8 protein-coding genes are annotated in these 20761 nt (G+C 39.6%); 2 read left to right on the top strand and 6 right to left on the bottom strand.

Annotated features, from left to right (window positions below; genetic code table 11):
• Positions 1-42 precede the first annotated feature (42 nt).
• Entirely contained in the window at positions 43-759 is a 717-nt protein-coding gene (locus tag CG11_RS04085; RefSeq protein WP_052593421.1) for a response regulator transcription factor, read from the top strand.
• A 92-nt stretch (positions 760-851) separates the two neighbouring features.
• Here the strand turns inward: CG11_RS04085 and CG11_RS04080 are convergent, their stop codons facing one another.
• The 6 genes from CG11_RS04080 to CG11_RS04055 all read right to left on the bottom strand — a co-directional run bounded on the left by CG11_RS04080 (position 852) and on the right by CG11_RS04055 (position 11038).
• Positions 852-3752 carry a T9SS type B sorting domain-containing protein gene (locus tag CG11_RS04080; protein WP_052593419.1) on the bottom strand — a complete coding sequence of 967 codons (2901 nt, stop codon included), beginning with the start codon at positions 3750-3752 and terminating at the stop codon, positions 852-854.
• 296 nt (positions 3753-4048) lie between these two features.
• Entirely contained in the window at positions 4049-5731 is a 1683-nt protein-coding gene (gene ftcD / locus CG11_RS04075) for a glutamate formimidoyltransferase (protein WP_052593460.1), read from the bottom strand.
• A 426-nt stretch (positions 5732-6157) separates the two neighbouring features.
• Positions 6158-6781 (bottom strand): hypothetical protein, encoded by a 624-nt coding sequence (locus CG11_RS04070; RefSeq protein WP_052593416.1) that lies wholly within the window; start codon positions 6779-6781, stop codon positions 6158-6160.
• A gap of 87 nt (positions 6782-6868) precedes the next feature.
• The gene (locus CG11_RS04065) at positions 6869-8461 is read right to left on the bottom strand and encodes a sodium:solute symporter (protein ID WP_052593414.1); all 1593 of its coding nucleotides are present in this window, start codon (positions 8459-8461) and stop codon (positions 6869-6871) included.
• Between the two features lie 17 nt (positions 8462-8478).
• Positions 8479-9993, bottom strand: coding sequence for a hypothetical protein (locus CG11_RS04060; protein WP_052593413.1), 1515 nt, complete (start codon positions 9991-9993; stop codon positions 8479-8481).
• Between the two features lie 55 nt (positions 9994-10048).
• Complete coding sequence (locus CG11_RS04055) at positions 10049-11038, bottom strand: hypothetical protein (RefSeq protein WP_052593411.1); 990 nt, start codon at positions 11036-11038, stop codon at positions 10049-10051.
• Positions 11039-11655: 617 nt separating this feature from the next.
• On the opposite strand from CG11_RS04055, the gene CG11_RS30355 reads away from it, so the two are divergent.
• Positions 11656-20761: hypothetical protein (locus tag CG11_RS30355; RefSeq protein WP_052593408.1), on the top strand; the 9106-nt coding region annotated here is incomplete at its 3' end.

Below are 20761 nucleotides of genomic sequence, written 5' to 3'. Positions count from 1 at the left end.
TTTAAGAAACATTACTACTCGCAATAAAAACATAAATGTATTATGGACACAAAAGGTAAAATTCTATTAGTAGAAGATGACAAGAATTTTGGAGATGTGCTTTGTTCTTATTTAGAAATGAACGACTATGATGTTATTCTAGAAATGGATGGAGAAGCAGGTTTAAACCGATTCCAAAAAGACACCTTTGATTTATGTATTTTTGATGTGATGATGCCGAAAAAAGATGGTATTACTCTAGCCAAAGATGTACGTGAAATCGATCAAGCAGTGCCGATTATTTTCTTAACTGCTAAAACAATGAAGGACGATATTATCAAAGGCTTCCAAGCTGGAGCTGATGATTATATACCCAAACCATTTGCCCCCGAAGAATTGTTGTATCGTATTCAAGCAATTCTTAAAAGAAGCCAAAAACCCGAACGAAAAAAACAAGAAGCCAAAGAATTTAACATTGGTAAATATCATTTTAATTATCCATTACGTATTCTTACTTATGATAATAATGAGACTAAAGACAAGCTTTCACCAAAAGAATCAGAGTTATTGCGTATGTTCTGTCTTTATATGAACGATATTTTACCAAGAAGTATTGCCTTGAAAGAAATTTGGGGAGAAGACAATTACTTTACAGCACGTAGTATGGATGTATTTGTTACCAAACTTCGCAAGTATTTAAAACAAGATGATAAGATTGAGATCATCAATATTCATGGTAATGGTTTCCAATTGAGAGTTAGTGAAGAACAAGCTGTTTAGGTCTTCCCAATACTTTCTATTGCAAATAAAGAATGCAGGTATAACATTTTAGTTACACCTGCATTTTTTTTAGAAGTTTTACAACCAACTGATTATCGAATCAATGTGAATTCCCCTTTTCTTACTTGAGGCTCTGCGTTAGCTCCTAGTTGATACTCTACTATAAATAAGTAGACTTCTGCTGGTTGTTCAACGCCATTAAAACGCCCATCCCATCCCTGATTGTCTAAATTATCTCCATTGTAGATTTCTTGCCCCCAACGGTTGTAAATTCGGAATGTAATAATATCATTGCCATCTAAACCTGCTGGTCGATACAAATCATTTACACCATCACCATTAGGTGTAAACGCCGTTGGCATTCCATGATAAACCGACTCTACATTTAGATATACACTTGCCGTGTCTTGACACGCTGTGCTATCACTTGCGGTCGCTGTTAATGTCAATACATATGCCCCTGTTTCTCCCGAAACAGCAGTAGTAGCATGTGCTGTAGGCGTAGCAAATGTTACGCTGGTACTTGGGCTAGACCAAAGATACGTTACTCCTTGGAACGATTGATCATTCCCTCCATTGATGTTAACTGCTGTTCCTGATGTTATGGTTGTTGTTATTTGTCCTATATTAGCTATAAATGGATTAATTGTCGGAACAAGTGGGCTCTTAATAACTCCTGTTTGTACATGTGTACATCCCAAAGCATTGGCTACCGTTACAGAATATGTTCCTGCCGCCAAACCAGTAACACTTCGACTTGTTGCCCCATTACTCCACAAATAACTATAATTGTTAGGAGTGTTGATTTCCATTGCTCCAATAGGATTCAATGCACAATCTACTAAATCCGTCAAAATAACCAATGGCACATCATTGCTATCTACTGGAATACCTGGGTTAACAAAAATGCCATTCGCTTCAGCTTCACAACCTGCTAAGTCAGTTACCGTAACAGAATAAGTACTTGAAGCCAAATTCGTTGCTGTCGCCGTCGTCTGATTATTGGCGGTTACATCCCAAAGATAGGTATATCCTGGCGTTCCTCCTGTTGGCGTTACGGTTGCCGTTCCATCATTTGAGCCACCACAACTAACGTTTGTTGTGTTATAAGCAATATTAATCGCCGAAGGCTCTGTTAAAACTGCGGATAAAGAAGCAGTACAGTTATTGTTATCGGTCAAAGTCAAACTATACCCTCCCGCAGGCAAACTATCTAAATCTTGAGTTGTAGCCGTATTCGACCACAAATACGTATAAGGCGTTGTTCCTCCTGTATTATTAATAACAATTGCCCCTGTACTATCTCCATTACAACTAGGGTTGGTAGAATTAGCTAAAGTTAACGCAATTGCTGCTGGTTCATTCAATACAGTAGATAACGTATCTTGACAAGCTCCCGAAGAAACCGTCAGTTGATACACTCCTGCTCCAAGGTTTATCAAGTTAGCTGTCGTATCTCCCGTATTCCATTGATAAGTATAATTGCCTCCCGCAACTGAGCTAATCGTTCCTGTCGTATCGCCATTACAAAGGGGATCGACTGAAACTAAATTAATGCTCAAACTATCAACGATTACAACAATAGAATCCATAGTTGTACAAGCTGTACCTACTGTTGAAACTATATATGTTGTCGTACTTGTTGGGCTTGCAAATGGGTTCTGAATCGTATCATTACTTAGCGTTCCTGATGGTGCCCAATTAATAGTTGTAATATTGGTATTAACTTGAAGTTGCACAGAATCACCTGCACAAATAGTAAATGTATCTACTGGTATAGTAAAGAAAGGTTCCTCTATTGTATCACACAAAGTTACCTCACAAGCATTTGAATCAGTTACGGTCACACAATAGCTACCGCTCAACAAAGAATCTAAATCTTCGGTTGTAGCACCAGTTGACCAATTAAATAGATATGGAGCAGTTCCTCCCGTTATGGTCAAATCAATAGCACCTGTTGTATCTCCTGTACAAGAAATATCTGTACTAACAGTATTGGCAATTAATGGTGTCGGTTCTACTAGTGTATAACTTACGGTATCTGCACACCCACCACTAGTTGTCATAATAACCGTATAAGTTCCTGCTGGAATTCCTAATAAATGCTCTGTCGTATCGCCCGTATTCCAAAGGTAACTCACTGTAGTACTATTGTTTGAAACATTACAAGCGTTTAAGGAACCTCCAACTTGTGGAACCCAAGCTCCAGAACCGTCGGGGTCTCTTATCAAAGAAATATCATCATTGACTACAGCAGGTGCTGTCTCAAAAGCCGTTGCGCTAGGTAATACAACAGAACTTGGACATCCTGGTGCGCCGATTGTGTTAATTACGGTTCCTGCAGAAGGATAATTGTTGCCCGTAGTAGATGGATTTCCATAAATGACTCCTTCCAAAAAAGTCCCCAAGGCATTATATAAGGCAATGTACTCTCCACTATTACCTAAGATTAACAATCCACCTCCACTAGGTCCATCTGTAAAACAATTACAATTTTCGGCATCCAAATCAAATGTTCCTGTTCCCCATATAGAATCATTCCCAATGGTAAATAATCCATCGGGTGGAATAATCGATCCAGCAGGAAAGGTAATTGTCCAATCTCCATCTGTTAGGACATAACAACTAATATCTGTTCCAGGAGGTCCAATCAATTCTATATACTCGCCCGTGTATGGATTGCGCCCATCTTGAACAGAAGGGTCATACAAAAACTCATTGATAGCGACAACCGCAGACGAACAAGCCGAAGTATCTACAACTGTTTCTGTATAAATGGCTCCTGTGCTATCTCCATTACAATTAATAGACACAATACTATCAATACTTATGTTACAACTATTTGCTGTTGTACTTTCTGGTATTGGCAATTGTGATGGATTGTCAATTGTTGTAGAATTAAGTGCATTGTGGGGAATTTGTAAAGGGGATTGTGCCATTAAGTATGCGGTGCAAAGCCCCCATACCCAAATCGTCAAGAATAGACATTTCATATGATGCATTTTTGTAGAGATAATGGTTTGTTGTGTTTATGAATAGTTCCGCAAAGATAATAAGAGTCTATTAATTTTTTGCCTATTTTTTAAGATAAAGCAAGGTTGGGATTTTAAGTCGTTTGAGGTCATTCACTTAAAAAATATTATGGTAGAATGAGGCTCTATCTATGAAAAAACAAGGGTTCTGTAATACAACAAGAGCCTAAAACAAGTCTCTATTTTCTAAAAAAAAGACTTATTTTAAGCTCTCAACACCTAATTTTTAAACCTTACTTAATGTACGTTTAAAGTTGTTATAACTTGCTATCTACAATTTCTAAAACACGTTTTTCGGTTTCATTAGCCTCCTTCAACAATTCATTGGCTTTGTCTAATGTAGTAGTTACATAGGTTTTGTCTTTCAGTCCCCCTAAATTGATTTTGACATTTAGGTAAGCACCATACACTGCCGTTCGAGCACACAAAGCGCCTACCCCTGCATCTGTTACAGAATTAGGATTACCAATTTCTGCCATTTTTTGAATCATTTGCATACTTTTAAGAGCCGTTTCCATTACTTTTAAGGGAACTTCTACCGCATATTTTGTAGCTTCTTGAATTGCTGTTTGGCGAGCTGCTTTTTCAGCATCATTGCCTTTGGGCAAACGGAAGGCATCCATAATTCCGTTAAAAGATTTGGTATCTTCATCCACCATACGCAACAACTCTTTTTTGATTGCTTGCCCTTCTTCTGCATAATTGGAGAACTCTTCCCAACGATCATCCCAACCACGTTTGTGCGAAGACAAATTGGCAACCATGGTCCCCAAAGAAACACCTAGTGCTCCTACATAAGCGGAGATAGAACCACCTCCAGGTGCAGGACTTTCTGAAGCTGTTTCGTCTGCAAATTCAGGCAATGTCATATCTAACAAAGGCGTATCTTCTTCCGCTGCTAGTAAATACTCTATAATTTTTTTATTAGGATCAAATGGTGTCAACTCATCCAATCCCATTGTTTTAACCGCTATTTTGATAATCTCTGCTTCTGAGATACCTGTAGAACGATTTTGTTTTTTTAAGAAATATTTTCCAGCATCCAAAATGACATTTAAAGGCATCAAACCTACTAGCTCAGATCCAGTTACACGCAAACCTCTTGCATTGGCAGATTTGCAGCATTCCTCAAACACAATGTGAAATGGGGTTACTTTTATGTCTGTCAAGTTCATAGAAACTTGAGCAATGCCATATTCTTCGATATACCAACCAATGCCTTTTACCGCTTTACAAGCTCCTGGCTCACGCAGTGTTTCGCCATTTTCATCGGTCATAATTTTTCCAGTAATTGGGTCTCCCTCTCTTTTAACACGACCAGCCTCTCTAACATCAAAGGCGACAGAGTTGGCTCTACGAGTAGAAGTGGTGTTCAAGTTAACATTATAAGCAATCAAAAAATCACGAGCACCAATAGCAGTAACACCTGCTGTGACATTTAAGCGATTGGGACCATAATCAGGATTGTAATCATCTTGTTTAAACTTAGACTCCATTTTTTCATATTCTCCTGCTCGAATATTTGCTAAGTTTTTCCAGCGACTATCGGTCGCCGATGCCTCATACAAAAAGACAGGGATATCCAAGTCCGCTCCAACACGTTCACCCAACTTTTTGGTGTAAGTTACGGTTTCTTCCATCGTGATATTGGCAATTGGAATAAAAGGACAAACGTCGGTAGCTCCCATTCGAGGATGTTCTCCGCTATGTTGACGCATGTCAATCAATTCAGATGCTTTTTTAATTGCTTGATATGCGGCTTCTACAACAGCGTCAGGTTCTCCAACAAACGTCACTACAGTTCTATTGGTTGCTTTCCCAGGGTCTACATCCAACAACTTTACGCCTTCTACGCGCTCAATTTCGTCCGTAATTTGTTTGATAATTCCCATATCACGCCCCTCGCTAAAATTGGGGACACATTCGATCAGTTGTTTCATTCTAAAGTTTTTATGGTTGTCTAATTTTTGAGGTTTGAATTTAACATATTCAAATGTAGTAAGTCCTATTTGTTTTTCACTACTTTTAGTATAAAAAGTATTTTGTGTGTTGGCATATAATGGTAGATATCTAATTATTTTGCAGCCCAAACTTTATGATAAAAAATTAACGTCGTAATTGTTTTTAATCTTTGGCTAGAGAAATACTATAGGTACTTTGTTCTTATTTAGGTTCTGTGCTATTCAAAAAAACAATTCAAAAAGGGTTGGGTCAAATAGAAAAGAAGCCATATCTTCAAGATAAGACTTCTTCTCATTTCACTGAACGATAAATCTAAATTGTCAGACCACATCGTGACTATTACACATAAAACGCACAAAATTTGTAATTTTAAGTTTTGAGCTACAAACCCTATCTTTTAGAAATCATTCTATTGTTGACAAGCGTAATTCCCATATTCTTCGGATTCCTTTTGCAACTACAAGAAATTCATTTTCGTCATATTCATCTGTTTTAGCATTATTACACCAAAAACAGCTGGTAACACAATTTTCATTAGAATATTCTAAATTTGGCCATTTTCGATCAATTTCGAACGAATAACCTCTAGTTTCGTGTTTATTTCTAATAAGTCGATGTTTTCGCAGGAGTTCTATTTCATTTTTAGACACTTTGCAATAATGGCATTTACTTCCATTTTTTAAACGCTCAAATACATCTTCACTAAAAATAGTAGGAAAGCTTTTTACATAATCTATTTTTAGTTCTTCAACCAGTCTAGAATTAATACTTTCCCATTTTTTAATTTCATTATAGATTTGGTTTACCGTTTTTTCTTGTACAACAATATCATCATAATCTTTTTGCCAGTAAGAGCTTTCATAATCACGAATAATTTCACAGTTTTCTTTTAAGTCAAATCTTATAAATTCTAATTTGATATTAGCCTCACTAATCGTATTAAGAGTACCCTTTACACTAAGTGAGAATAAAAAGATATTCTTTTTTGTATTAAAACTTTCCTTTGCCTTCTGTTTATAATTACTCATTAACATTGTTTTATTTATTCAATTAATTATACTAAACTTACAACATACTGTATATAAAACCATCACTTGCAAAAAACTAAGCCACCACTACTTCTTTTTTGTAATCATCATCAAACCAACAACCGTCAATGCTCCATTCACCAACAACAACTCAAAACCAAACTTATACCCCCAGAACAATACCTCTGAATAAGTGGTGATTAGAAAAGTTAATACAGGAGCTACCAAACAAACCAAAGGCACCAATTTATCCCTTACCCTTCTAGTCGTAAATAAACCAAAGGCATACAAACCCAACAATGGTCCGTACGTATATCCCGCAAATTTAAACAAAGCCACTACAACAGAATCGTCATTAATCAGCCAAAAAACAACAATAACGCAAAAAAGCACGATTGAAAATCCAATATGTACCCAATAACGTGTGCGTTCGCTAGGAGTAGCTTGCGCAATAGCAGCAGCCTTAGTAGGACTGTCCAAAATATCTTCTTGGTTTTCTAAAGAAGCATTTGTAGCAATATTTTTATTGGTTTTAAGTCCCAAAAAATCGACACAAAAAGAGGTCGTGAGGGCTGTCAAGGCGGAGTCTGCACTCGAATAGGCAGCCGCTACCAAACCAACAATAAATAACACGCCTACTTCCCACGGCAAATATTCTAAGGCAATGGTTGGATAGAGACTATCTGCTTTTTCATAAGAGATACCATTTTGCAAGGCATACATTGCCAATAAAGCCCCCAACATTAGAAAGAAAAAGTTAACAAAAACCAACACAATACTAAAGCTAAACATATTCTTTTGTGCTTCGCCAATATTTCGACAAGTCAAGTTCTTTTGCATCATATCCTGATCCAATCCAGTCATGACAATGGCTATAAACATTCCTGCCAAAAATTGTTTAAAAAAGTTGTTAGGGTCAGACCATCCTCCTTCAAAAAAGAAAATTTGCCCCAAACCTTCCGATTGAATGTTTGACCATAAATTCCCTGCTGAAAGCCCCAATGCATCGGTCAACTCTACCACCGTCATTGTTACCGCAATGAGCATAAACAAGGTTTGCAAAGTATCTGTCCAAACAATCGTTTTTATCCCTCCTTTAAATGTATAAATCCAAATTAATACAATGGTCAGTAAAGAAACCATCCAAAAAGGGATTCCCCAAGGTTCAAACACAAACAGATACAAGACCATCGCTACTAAATAAAGTCGAAACGATGCGCCTATTATTCTAGATAACAAAAAAAATGCAGCTCCTGTCTTGTAAGAAGCCTGCCCAAACCGTTGTTCTAAATAAGTATAGATAGAGGTTAGTTGCAATTTATAGTACAACGGCAACAACAATAAAGCTATGACAGCGTACCCTGCCAGATAACCTAGCACCATCTGCATATAAGAAAATTCCATGTTAGTGGCTTGGTTGATGTCTGCGCTCAAATAAGCAGCGCCAACCATCCCTGGCACAGAAATAAAGGTAACTCCCGACAATGAGGTGCCTATCATTCCAAAGGCAACCAAGTACCATGGCGAAGCACGATTGGCATTAAAAAAATCTTGGTTGTTGGCTTTTCTACCTGTCCAAAAGGCAATTATCATCAATAAGGCAAAATAGCTTCCTATAATTCCTAAAATTAAGCTTGGCGTTAGACCACTAGTTAACTGTCCTCCTATTACTTCATCCATTATTTTACGTTTCAACGCTAAAAATTCCGATTCAATGCGGCAATTGTACAATCTTGCAATTTGCTATCAAACCAATCTACAAAATTAAATAAGATAAAGAAACCTTTTTGCCCTTCTTGCACAGCTACTTTTTCCATTTTCTTTTTGTATTCTAATAATAATGCTTCTTCTACAACAACAGAACGATTAATTTTTTTCTTAAAAAATTTTAAAAACAAACTGGCTACCTCAAAAAATGCATGCTTTCTGTATAAACGAATGCGAGTTGATTCTAAGACATTTCGAATGTATTGAGAAGCACCTAAACCATCATGAATTAACAAATGAGCAATTTTTCCCATATTCCGATAGGGTAATAAATCTGAGGGTGGAATTTCTCGTTCTAGCCACTGCAACCAATCAATAGTCTCGTTGTATTTCCCCAAACAAAACGTCGTGTTCATAAATACAATTAAAGCATGTACCAACAAATTGGTATCCCAGTGTTTCTCTGTCTGATGATAAAAAGACCATAGTTGATCTATTTGATGATAAGCAGGTCTATAATGTCCCTGTTCTACACGAGCATATAATTGCGTTACTTTCTCGGCTATTTCTAATTTAACGGCATAAAAATTGGAAGTAAATCGTCCTTTCCAATAGTCATTTTCTTGCATTTTTTGCACCAATAATTGATGGGCAGCATAGTTTTTATTACGCAATAAAATCCACAACAAATTACGATGATAGGCATACACTAAAAAGGGCGATATATGTGCTCCAAAGGCATCTTTATCCAATAACCCCAAACGTCTTTTTTCTGTCAATAATAACGATTTGTAATCTTGCAAACCATAGTACACATAAACTAAGATGGTCAATAACAATCGGCGTTTCAGTTGGTTTTGTTCCCTCTTTAATTCTCTTTCACAAGGAGATAAATATTGTAACAAGAATGCTTTGTGTTCTGCTGTTCGGGCAAAATTATGTTCTAAAAAAAACAAGCGCAATTCGTATATTTTTTCTTTTAAATCGGCAATATGACTTGTATACGCCAAATGCTTGACCATGGAGTCTTGAAGCTGCTGCTTATGCCCTAAAACCTTATTGTAATTCATTTCCTCCGTAATCCAATCCTCCATCAAATCATAAATTTCCAACATTAAGCCATAATAATTGTATTGCTGAGCGATCTTTAAAGCTTTTTGTAGCAACTGCCTTCCTTGATGATGCAGTCCTCTATCTCTCAACATTATATATTGTTGAATAGCGTGCAGTACAGCATATCGTGGGTGTTTATTTTTTTGAAAAGCAGCTAAAGAAGCCAAAACTAGTTGATACAAATGGTGCTGAATTCTCGTTAATGGCGATTTTATCTTTTCTTGCTCTAGGCACTGCCTCAAAGCACCGCTATCGTAGGTAGACTGAGTACAAATAAGATCAAAAAGCCGCTCGTAAATAGAACATTCCTTGTTGCTATTCACTTTAAAATAACGTTTTTCACTCTTACTCATAGAGTGTATCAATTCGTGTAATTGTTGCCCTTTTTTCATGATACCAATTCCGTTAAACAAGCAAAACACCACCTATTTTAATCCATCAAGCCACTTAAATCAGACCGTGGAATACATCTTCTAAGATTAACTTAGCCATATTATGTGTTCGTCTTTCTGAAAAAGTATGGTGGTACCAATATGGTTCCCCATTGATTTCCAATGCCCAAGCTGTTTCTGGGCTAGGGGCTTGAGTGTGATCAAACGTCAATACATCTAGTGCAAAAATACTTAGATTCAAATGAGTGGTAATACGAGCAATCCATTCATTGTAAGCAGGATGAATTTCATCTGTTATATCAATAGACGTTGCTCCTTGCCCCATATTCGCAACATATTTTAGTTGCACCTTTTGCCCCTCTTTAGGAATCGTTTTCAGATTTAAGTTCTGCGCTTTTAACAGTTCAAAAGAAGCCACATCTAATTCAAGCTTATTTAGTGGATTTTGAGCTTTGATTTCTGCTTGACGTAGGGCAACTAACTCTTCTATTGTTAACCGACCATCTCCTGTCACGGTTGCAGGCTTTCTGACACAAGCTGCCACAATTTTTCCACCAATAGCTTGGAGTCTCAAATCACTTCCAGCAACTTGCTCTTCTACCATAAATTGAGCGTACTTATGTTTCCACAAATTCCAAGCATCAATCACCCCTTTTTCAGTCTTAATATTCATAGTAACCCCTTCCCCCTCTGCACCATTTAGAGGCTTACAAACATACGTTTTGTCTTGTTCCATAAATGCCTTAATTTGGTTCTTTTCGGTCACCCCATCCCCAAAAACTAGGCTTTTAGGGTGCGATATCTTCAATCGTTCAAATAAATACTTCGAATACTGTTTATTACTGGCTGCAAAATAGGCTTGATAACTTAATTGATCTAGAGGTGTTGCACAATTACCAAATACAACTTCTTTTTTGCCTTTAATCAACAGCAAGTTTTCTGTTGCACAATCATTTAGCAGGTTTACGGTGATACCTAACTTACGAGCTTCTTTGATTAACTCTTCTTGAATCCGTTCCATATTTTGTTTCTTATTGAGGGGCATATAAAAATACTTTAATATCAAAAGTAAAGAAACAGAAGAGTTTAGAATATTCTATAAATTTTTACATAAAAATTGTACTTTCGTAAGTCTGCTGTCACTTTAATTGTACAATTAAAATAATTTAATAATTTTTTAAACTAAAAAAAACAGCCCATTTAGTCATTCAGCAAAGCCAATTAACCACACTCAAACAACTGATAAACAAACCAATAACACCCTAAATACTTATTAAAAAAAATCTAATTGTTATATAAATCATAAAATTTAACTACTTGATTGAAAAAAAAACCAAAAAAGCTACAAATTATTATCTTAAATATCGTTACCTTAATAGCCTTGTAATGATATTTTTATAAAACCAAAAAACTTATTTTAACTGATAATATCCCTCCAGTTAAAAACGTTAAAATTAAGTGAAATAAAAAATCATACTCCCCCTTCCGTATGCGACTTATAACAAACATCACCGAAGAACATATATTTAATAAATCCGAAAATCATTTAAATTCCAAGTTACCCAACCCATCAATTAAAAAAAACACATTTTCACACCAAGAATCTAAGCTTCTTAAAGACATCAAAGAAATTATTTGTTAGTCAAGACAAAATTTTAATCTATGCGATTTCATTTACACTTCTTCATTCAACGTTTATGGTTGATTGGAGCACTATGGCTCGGAATGAGTACCTTCAGTTCCGCCACACACTATACAGGCTTTGTCATAGAGTACGACTGTATAGGTCCTAACCAATATTTGGTTACACTAAATGTTTATAGAGATTGTAATGGCGTTAGTGTTGGAAACACTCAAATTGTAAACTACAGTTCTGCTTCTTGTGGAGTGTCTTCCAGTTTAACTCTTACATCTCAATCCGTTACAGACATTACCCCACTTTGTCCATCCCAGACAAGCGCATGTGGAGGAAGTGGCAGTATTGGAGTAGAGCTACATGTTTTTCAAGGCACTTTGACGCTTCCTTCTGGCTGCAATGATTGGGTGCTTTCCTCAACTTCTTGTTGTCGTAATAATGCGATCACCAATCTAAGTGGTCCAGGTAGCAACAGTATCTACGTACAAACAACGTTAGATAATACGCTTAACCCTTGCAACAGCTCTCCTTCATTTGCCAACAACCCACAACTATTTGCTTGCGTAGGTCAAACAGTCAATTACCAACAACTGGCATCAGATGCGGATGGAGACTCTTTAGTTTACTCTATGACCAACTGTTTACAAGGTGCTGGTTCTTCTGTTACATACGGAGGTGGTTTCAGTGGAACCAACCCATTAACCGTTCCAATTACTTTAGACCCACAAACAGGAGAAATTCAATTTACAGCGAACCAACCTCAAGTAGCTGTTTTGTGTGTACTTGTAGAAGAATATAGAAATGGTGTTTTGATCAGTACAATGGTTCGAGATATCCAATTCAATATAACCAACTGTAGTAATACCATACCCAATGTTTCTGGTATCAATGGCAGCCCCACCGTTTTTGATACAACAGTCTGTGAAGGTGGTTTAATTTGTTTTGATATCAATGCTGCGGATACAGACGCAGGGCAAAATATCACGATGACATACAGCAATAACATACCTGGTGCTACGTTTACACAAACGGGCTCAGGGGCTTCAACAACAGGAACTTTCTGTTGGAACACCTCCATCGGAGATCAAGGAACCTATGTTTTTGTCATAACAGCCGAAGACGATGCCTGTCCTATCGTTGGGCAGAATAGCCAATCTTTTACCATTGTAGTAGGGCCTAACCCCAACCCTCCTGTCAATGCAGGACCTGATGTCCAGATATGTGAAGGAGATACAGCAACTTTAACAGCAACCACAACAGCTCCAGGCGGAATGATTAGTTCCTTTTCGTGGACACCTACAGCTGACTTGACAAGCCCTAGTACAGCATCAACAGGTGCTCATCCTTCTGCTACTACTAGCTATACGGTTGCCTTAACCTATACCGATGGCTGTGTATCTATGGATGCTGTGAGCGTAATGGTTGCAGATGATCCTACAGCTTCTGTATTTCCTACTACAGCAGAAGTATGTGGAGGGGCAAACTTTGTCTTAACAGGAACAACCGATCAAACAGGCATGAATTTTCAGTGGTTCGACCCTAGTTCGGCTCCTTTAGGGGCAGGAACTGTTACTGGCACTTCTTCTTCTATCCCTGTTTCTGTGCCTACTGCTGCAGGAACTTACCCTTATGTTCTTGAAGTTACCAATCCAGGTACGGGTTGTATTACTACAGATACAGCATTCTTGGTCGTTGGGACTCCCCCTGCACTGCCTAGCTGTGTTAACATATATGTTTCTACAACTGGTGCGGCCGCTAATCCAGGAACCCAAGCAAGTCCTACGACCTTAGCAGAAGCCTTGAGTCGTGCGGCTTGTAATAATGCTGTTATAAAAATAGCAACAGGAACTTATAATATTAATAATCCACTTACCATAGGAAGCTTTGTTACTTTAGAGGGTGGATTTGACCAAGGAAATGCTTGGACAAAAACAAGTACCCCTGGTGCTACAATTATCAACAGAACAACAGCTAATCCAGAAGGTGTCGTTAACGCACAACGTCTGGTAGCCTTTTATGGAAATGGTGCAACAGGTTTCCGTTTCCAAGATTTAACGATTAGAACAGATAATGCCAACCAACCAGGAATGTCTACATACGGTATGCACATGACATCCTGTTCCAACTATGATATTGTTCGATGCCAAATTCAACCTGGCAATGCAGCAGCTGGTAGAACAGGAAATGCTGGTACAGATGGTGTCAATGGCGCCAATGGTATTAATGGTCAAAACGGTGATAATGATGATGATAACCGCAATGGCGGTGGTGGTCGTGGTGGTGCCGGTGGTGGCGGTACTGCATTTGGTAATGGCGGTGCTTGTTGTACAAGAGGTGCTAATGCAGGACAAAATGGTGCTGCACCTACTGGAATCAACGGTGGCGGTGGTGCCGGAGGAGGTTCTGGTGGTGGAGAAGATAGAGATGGGGCTATTGGTGGTAATGGTGGTGGTGCTTTGGGAGCTCCTGGTACAGGGGGTCAAGAAAGTGGTTGTAACAGTAGTGTAAACTGTGGCTCTAACGAATCTGGACGAGATGCTCAAAATGGTGCAGATGGTACAAATGGTACCGTTGGTACACCTGGCTCGGCAGGTGCCCACGTTGGAGGTTTTTGGGTTCCAGGTGGTCAAGGTGGCACTGGAACGAATGGTACTGGTGGCGCTGGCGGCGGCGGTGGTGGCGGTGGTGCTGGTGAAGGTGGCTTCTTCTGTGTTGATGGAAAAGGATCCGGCGGCGGTGGCGGCGGTGGCGGCGGTCAAGCCGGTACTGGTGGATTCGGTGGATTCGGTGGAGGTTCATCTTACTCTATTTACCTGTTCCTAAATGGTACTAATGGCAATTTCACACAATCAAACTTAAACGCTGGTGCTGCTGGTGCCGGTGGTGCTGGTGGTGCTGGTGGTAATGGTGGTAATGGTGGTAATCGAGGTTTGGGTAGTACTTACCATGGTGGTGAAGTTGGTTGTGGTGGAGACGGCGGAGATGGCGGAGACGGCGGAGACGGTGGACAAGGTGGTAGTGGCCAACCTGGCGAAAATAATACTATTTTCCAGTCTGGTGGCTCTGCTCCAGTATCAACAGACATCACTTTTAACTTAGCTGCTCAACCAGTCATTCAAGTTTCTAATATCAATTGTACCGATGTCAATGTACAATTTCAAGATATGGCAACAACAGGAGCTACTTGGGACTTTGACGCTACTACAAATTTTGCTACCCCTGCAACAAGTGGCACCAATCCTGCAACAACAATCTATTCAACCATAGATCGTTATACAGTAGGATTAGGCTCTAACACTTACGCTGGGTTTCATAATATTTCATTCGAGAATACTATCGTTCCCAATATCCTAAGTAATGCTACTGTTGTTGGACCTGATACATTCACCGTTTGTGAAGGGGATTTCACCAATTTCGAAAGCCAATTCTTTGCAGATGATTATGCTTGGAATTTTAATGGTGCTATTCCAAATCCAGGAAGCATCCAGATAGTTAATAGCCAATTTAACACACCTGGATTCTATCCTATAACGTTGTCGATTATTACAGATTGTTGTGGTTTATCGCCTGAAGATACGGTTTACTTATATGTTACTCCTCGCCCAAGTGTGACGGGTTCTGGCGATGTAAGCATTTGTGATGGAGATACGACTACGCTAACACTCACAGGGCTAACAGCAACCGATTCAGTTGTTTGGACACCGACTACAGATATGATCTCTATGACACCATCTGCAGTTATAGTCAACCCTTCAACAACAACGACCTATACAGCTACTGTTTACTCTGTAACGCCGACACCTAGTACACCTATTGTTGCTTGTCCTGTCGTTATCAACTTTACAATTACAGTTAATCCAACTCCTTCGGTTAGCTTTACAACTGTAGATCCGACTTGCAATGGCAATGGTTCTGCAACAGCAACAATTACAAATCCAACAGGGCTATACAATTTCAACTGGTCTAATTCCTTTAATACCAATGCAGCGGTAACCTCAACCAACTCAGGTTTGTCAGTTGGTGCTTACTATGTAACGGTCACAGAAACGGTTACAGGCTGTTCTAATATTGATAGCGTTTCTCTTTTCCCTGGAATTGGTGCTCCTAATGTATTTGTACAAACAACTAGCCCCGCTACTTGTGGCAACACCAATGGTAGTGTTACGGTTAATACCAATGGAGGAACTCCTCCTTTGACATATACATGGTCTGATATTGGAGTTGGTCCTCCAACAAGAACAGGATTACCTGGCGCTAACTATAGTGTAACCGTAACAGATGGGTTGGGTTGTACTTCAAGTGTGAATTTTGATATTACACAACAACCTGCGCTGGCTATTAATTTTGTAGACTCAACCAACCCAGCTTGTATCAACTCTGGAAGTATCGAAATAGAAGCAACTGGAGGAACACCATTTGTTACTTACTTATGGAATAACAACGAAACAACCCCTCTAATTAATAACTTAGGAGCAGGTAATTATACCGTTACAGCAACAGATGCCAATGGTTGTACTGCAACAGCAAGCTTTGTTTTAAGCAGCATTACACCTACCATGAATCCTGTTGCCAATGGTACGCTACTATGCCCTAATGACACAACAGGAATTACTGTCAATGCTAATGTGGGTGCTCAACCCTATGTGTACAACTGGTCAGGCGGTAACTCTGCTACCTTCCCTACCAACCAAGATGCTGTTACAGGAGTGACCGCAGGTAACTATACTGTTACTGTGACAGACGCAACAGGAACGTGTACCATTACAGGGGGAGTTAATATTGCTGCTCCGCCAACATTTTCTATTGCAGTAGATAGTACAGATATTGACTGTTTTGGGGATGCCAATGGAACGGCTACAGTTAGTAGCACTGGTGGCAATGCACCAATTGGTTTTGTCTGGAGTGCTGGTGCTCAAACAACACCAACTATTACAGGACTAACACCAGGTAACTACATTGTTACAGCTACTGATGCTAGTGGTTGTACCCTAATTGATAGTACAACTGTTAATCAACCAGCTAGTCCTTTAGCGGCAACAATGACAGATTCAACCAACGTAAGTTGTTTGGGCGGATCGGATGGCGATGCCACTGTTACACCTAGCGGGGGCACTAGCCCTTATAGTATTTTATGGTCTACAAATGCTACTACCAATCAAATTACAGGGCTAACACCAGCAACATACACCGTCACAATAACAGATGCCAATAACTGTACAGCAGTAGCTACAGTCACCATCACAGAACCTGCCACGGCGGTATCTGGTACAATCACCATAGATAGTACGGTAAGCTGTTTTAGTGGCAACAATGCTGGTATTCACATCACAGCTTCAGGAGGTACACCTTCTACCATTAACCAAGCTAATGGAACAGGATATACCTACACTTGGACCAATGGTTCTAACGATACTTCCTCCGTTAACCTAGCTGCTGGGCAACATTGTGTTACCATTACGGACTCTCTAGGTTGTTCAGAAATTGTTTGTGTGACCTTGACAGAACCAACTGCCATTGTGACTAATTTGGACAATACTAATAATGTTTCTTGTAATGGCGGAAATGATGGTAGTGCTACGGTTTCTGCTTCAGGAGGTACGCCTGCATATAACTTCGTTTGGAGCAACACACAAACAACTGCTGCTGCTAATAACCTTACAGCTGGAACATACAGTGTTACTATCACAGATAATAATGGTTGTCAAGATTCTATTACCAACATATCAATTACAGAACCTCCTGCTATTACTTTAACTGTTACTCCTACCAATCTTGCATGTAATGGCGCTTCCAACGGGTCTGCTTTAGCCAATGCAACAGGAGGTACAGGGGCATTTAATTACTTATGGGATGCTAATACAGGAAATCAAACGACAGCAAATGCAACCAATTTAGCAGCCAATACCTATAGCGTAACAGCAACCGATGCGAACCTTTGTACGGCCGTGGCTACGGTTACCATCACAGAACCAACAGCCGTTACAGCGACAATGGTTGATTCTAACAATGTAACTTGTTTCAACACCAGTACAGGTGATGCTACTGTTTCAGGAAGTGGAGGCGCTGGTGGTACCTATAACTTTATTTGGTCAGATGGACAAACAACAGCACAAGCCGTTAATTTACCAGATGGCTTCTATAGTGTTACAGTGACCGATTCATTTAATTGTGCAGCAGTAGCTACAGTCACGATCACAGAACCCACCGCAGCAGTATCTGGCACAATCACCATAGATAGTACGGTAAGCTGTTTTGGTGGCAACAATGCTGGTATTCACATCACGGCTTCAGGAGGTACACCTTTTACCATCAATCAAGCTAATGGAACAGGATATACCTACACTTGGACCAATGGTTCTAACGATACTTCCTCAGTTAACCTAGCTGCTGGACAACATTGTGTTAACATTACGGATTCTCTAGGTTGTTCAGAAATTGTTTGTGTGACCTTGACAGAGCCGACTGCCATTGTACCTAATTTGGACAATACTAATAATGTTTCTTGTAATAATGGAAATGACGGTAGTGCTACCGTTTCCGCTTCAGGAGGCACACCTTCATACAACTTTACTTGGAACAATACACAAACAACGGCTACTGCGAGCAACCTAACAGCAGGAACATATAGTGTTACCATTACAGATAATAATGGTTGCCAAGATTCTATTACAAATATATCAATTACAGAACCTGCTGCTATTACTGTTACCATTCCAACACAAGTCAATGTTTTATGTAATGGGGAATCAAATGGTGCAGCAACTGCTTTAGCTACAGGTGGTACTGGCTCTTTCTCTTATGTTTGGGATGCCAATGCCAACAATCAAACAACGGCAACAGCCTCTAACCTATCTGCTGGAACATATAGCGTTACCGCAACGGATGCCAATGGCTGTAGTGACTCTACCAATGTAATTATTACTGAACCTTCTGCCGTTACCGCTTCTATTGCTAACTCTACAACCATTACCTGTAATGCTGGGAATGATGGTACCGCTACCGCTGCGGGTGCAGGTGGTGTAGGGACTTATAGTTTCAACTGGTCAGATCCTAGTAATCAAACAACGGCAACAGCTACTGGTCTAACCGCAGGAACTTATACCGTTACGGTTTCTGACATGAATGGATGTAACGACACTATTAGTGTATCCATTATAGAACCTACGCCTGTCTCTGTATCCATCACAGCGCAAACTAATGTTAGTTGTAATGGTCTAAACAATGGAGATGCTACTGCCTTAGGCACAGGAGGCATTGGAACAATTGGCTACTCATGGAGTATTGGAGGACAAACAACAGCAACAGCAACCGGTCTAACCGCAGGAACACATACTGTTACGGCAACCGATGCTAATGGCTGTAGCGACTCTGCTAGTGTAACAATTACTGAACCTGCCCCTCTCACTGCTACCATTAGTAGTTCAACAAGTATTACTTGTAATGGTGGTAATAATGGTGCAGCGACAGTCTCTGCAACAGGCGGTACAATTGCTTACAGCTATCTTTGGTCTGATGCTAATGGACAAACAACTGCAACAGCTTCTAACTTAACTGCAGGAACTTATACAGTTACAGTAACAGACGCTAATAGTTGTGCTACAACAGCTTCTGTAACAATCAGCGAACCTTCTGCAATTACTTTAACCAGTAGTGTAACATCTAATTACAACGGCGTTTCAATTAGTTGTCATGGCGTTTGTGATGGAGAATTGACTGCAAATGCGATAGGAGGTACAGGTTCCATAAACTATACTTGGGGAGCAGCAGCAGGCAATCAAACAACAGCTGTCGCTACTAATATTTGTGATGGAGTCTATTCTGTCATTGCAACAGATGCAAACGGTTGTACAGCAAGCTCTGTTGTGACTATCACCGAACCCAATGCGGTTTCTGCTTCAGCAACTAGTACTCCAACATCTTGTAATGGTTCATCTGATGGAACCGCTACAGCTATTGGTACTGGAGGAATTGGCTCATATACATTCGTCTGGGACAATAATGCAATGAATCAAACAACAGCTACAGTAACTGGATTAAATGCAGGAACCTACTTAGTGACGGTAAGTGACTTAAATGGATGTAACGATACAGTTAGTGTTATAGTAACTGAACCAAGCCAATTAACAGCATCCATAACTACTGCACAAGTAAGCTGTTTTGGTGGTAATGATGGAACAGCCACAGCTGTTGTAGCTGGAGGAACTCCTGGTGTTCCTGCTTATACTTATAATTGGGGCTTTGGAGCAACAGCTTCCGCAACAAGTCCTGGGCAAGCAATTGGTTCTTATACCGTAACTATATCAGATGCCAATGGTTGTTCGATTACAGAAAACTATACCATTACACAGCCATCTCCATTAAACTTTACAACCGCTCGTACCGATGTGTCTTGTAATGGTGGTATAGACGGAAGTGCCACGATCAATGTAAGTGGAGGTGTAGGAGGCTTTAGCTATGTTTGGAATAGTAACACACAAACTACTGCTACGGCAACAGGTCTATCAGCTGGTCTACATTGTGTAACAGCTACTGATGGTAATGGCTGTACAGTAGATACTTGTATCCAAGTAAACGAGCCAGCCTTGTTAACCAACATGAGTTTTGCTGTGACTGACGTTCGTTGTTTTGGTGGTAACGATGGTCAATTGACCGTTAGTGCTACAGGAGGAACACAACCCTACTCTTACGCTTGGAGCAACGGACAAACTTCGGCTACTGCTACAGGCTTACTTGCGGGCGTTTATGGAGTTACAATTACGGATGATAATGGTTGTACTTTAATCGGTACGGGTACCGTGAATCAACCTACTCAACTCACATTAAGTTTCACGTCTGATTCTGTGGCTTGTCTTGGTGGTAATGACGGAAGCTTAACGGTGGCAGTAGTGGGGGGAAATAGCCCTTATACTTATCAATGGAATCCTGCTGCCAACAGTCAAACTACCGCCACCGCTAATAATCTAGCTGCTGGTAATTACACCGTTACCGTTACGGATTTTACAGGTTGCACCATTACAGGTAATGGAGATGTCTTTGAACCAGCGACAACATTAACTGCCGCCATTATCAACCAATTAAATCCATCTTGTTATGGAAGTTGTGATGGTAGCATAGAAGTAGATGCACAAGGAG

The organism is Aureispira sp. CCB-QB1, assembly GCF_000724545.1.
Lineage (GTDB): Bacteria > Bacteroidota > Bacteroidia > Chitinophagales > Saprospiraceae > Aureispira.
The sequence above is the reverse complement of the archived record's forward strand: the minus strand, read 5'-3'. Positions and strand labels throughout refer to the sequence as shown.

Coding starts and splice junctions, on each gene's coding strand:
- CG11_RS04070 (WP_052593416.1), bottom strand. CDS start 6,781: ATGAGTAATTATAAACAGAAGGCAAAGGAAAGTTTTAATACAAAAAAG.
- CG11_RS04065 (WP_052593414.1), bottom strand. CDS start 8,461: ATGGATGAAGTAATAGGAGGACAGTTAACTAGTGGTCTAACGCCAAGC.
- CG11_RS04080 (WP_052593419.1), bottom strand. CDS start 3,752: ATGAAATGTCTATTCTTGACGATTTGGGTATGGGGGCTTTGCACCGCA.
- CG11_RS04055 (WP_052593411.1), bottom strand. CDS start 11,038: ATGCCCCTCAATAAGAAACAAAATATGGAACGGATTCAAGAAGAGTTA.
- CG11_RS04060 (WP_052593413.1), bottom strand. CDS start 9,993: ATGAAAAAAGGGCAACAATTACACGAATTGATACACTCTATGAGTAAG.
- ftcD (WP_052593460.1), bottom strand. CDS start 5,731: ATGAAACAACTGATCGAATGTGTCCCCAATTTTAGCGAGGGGCGTGAT.
- CG11_RS04085 (WP_052593421.1), top strand. CDS start 43: ATGGACACAAAAGGTAAAATTCTATTAGTAGAAGATGACAAGAATTTT.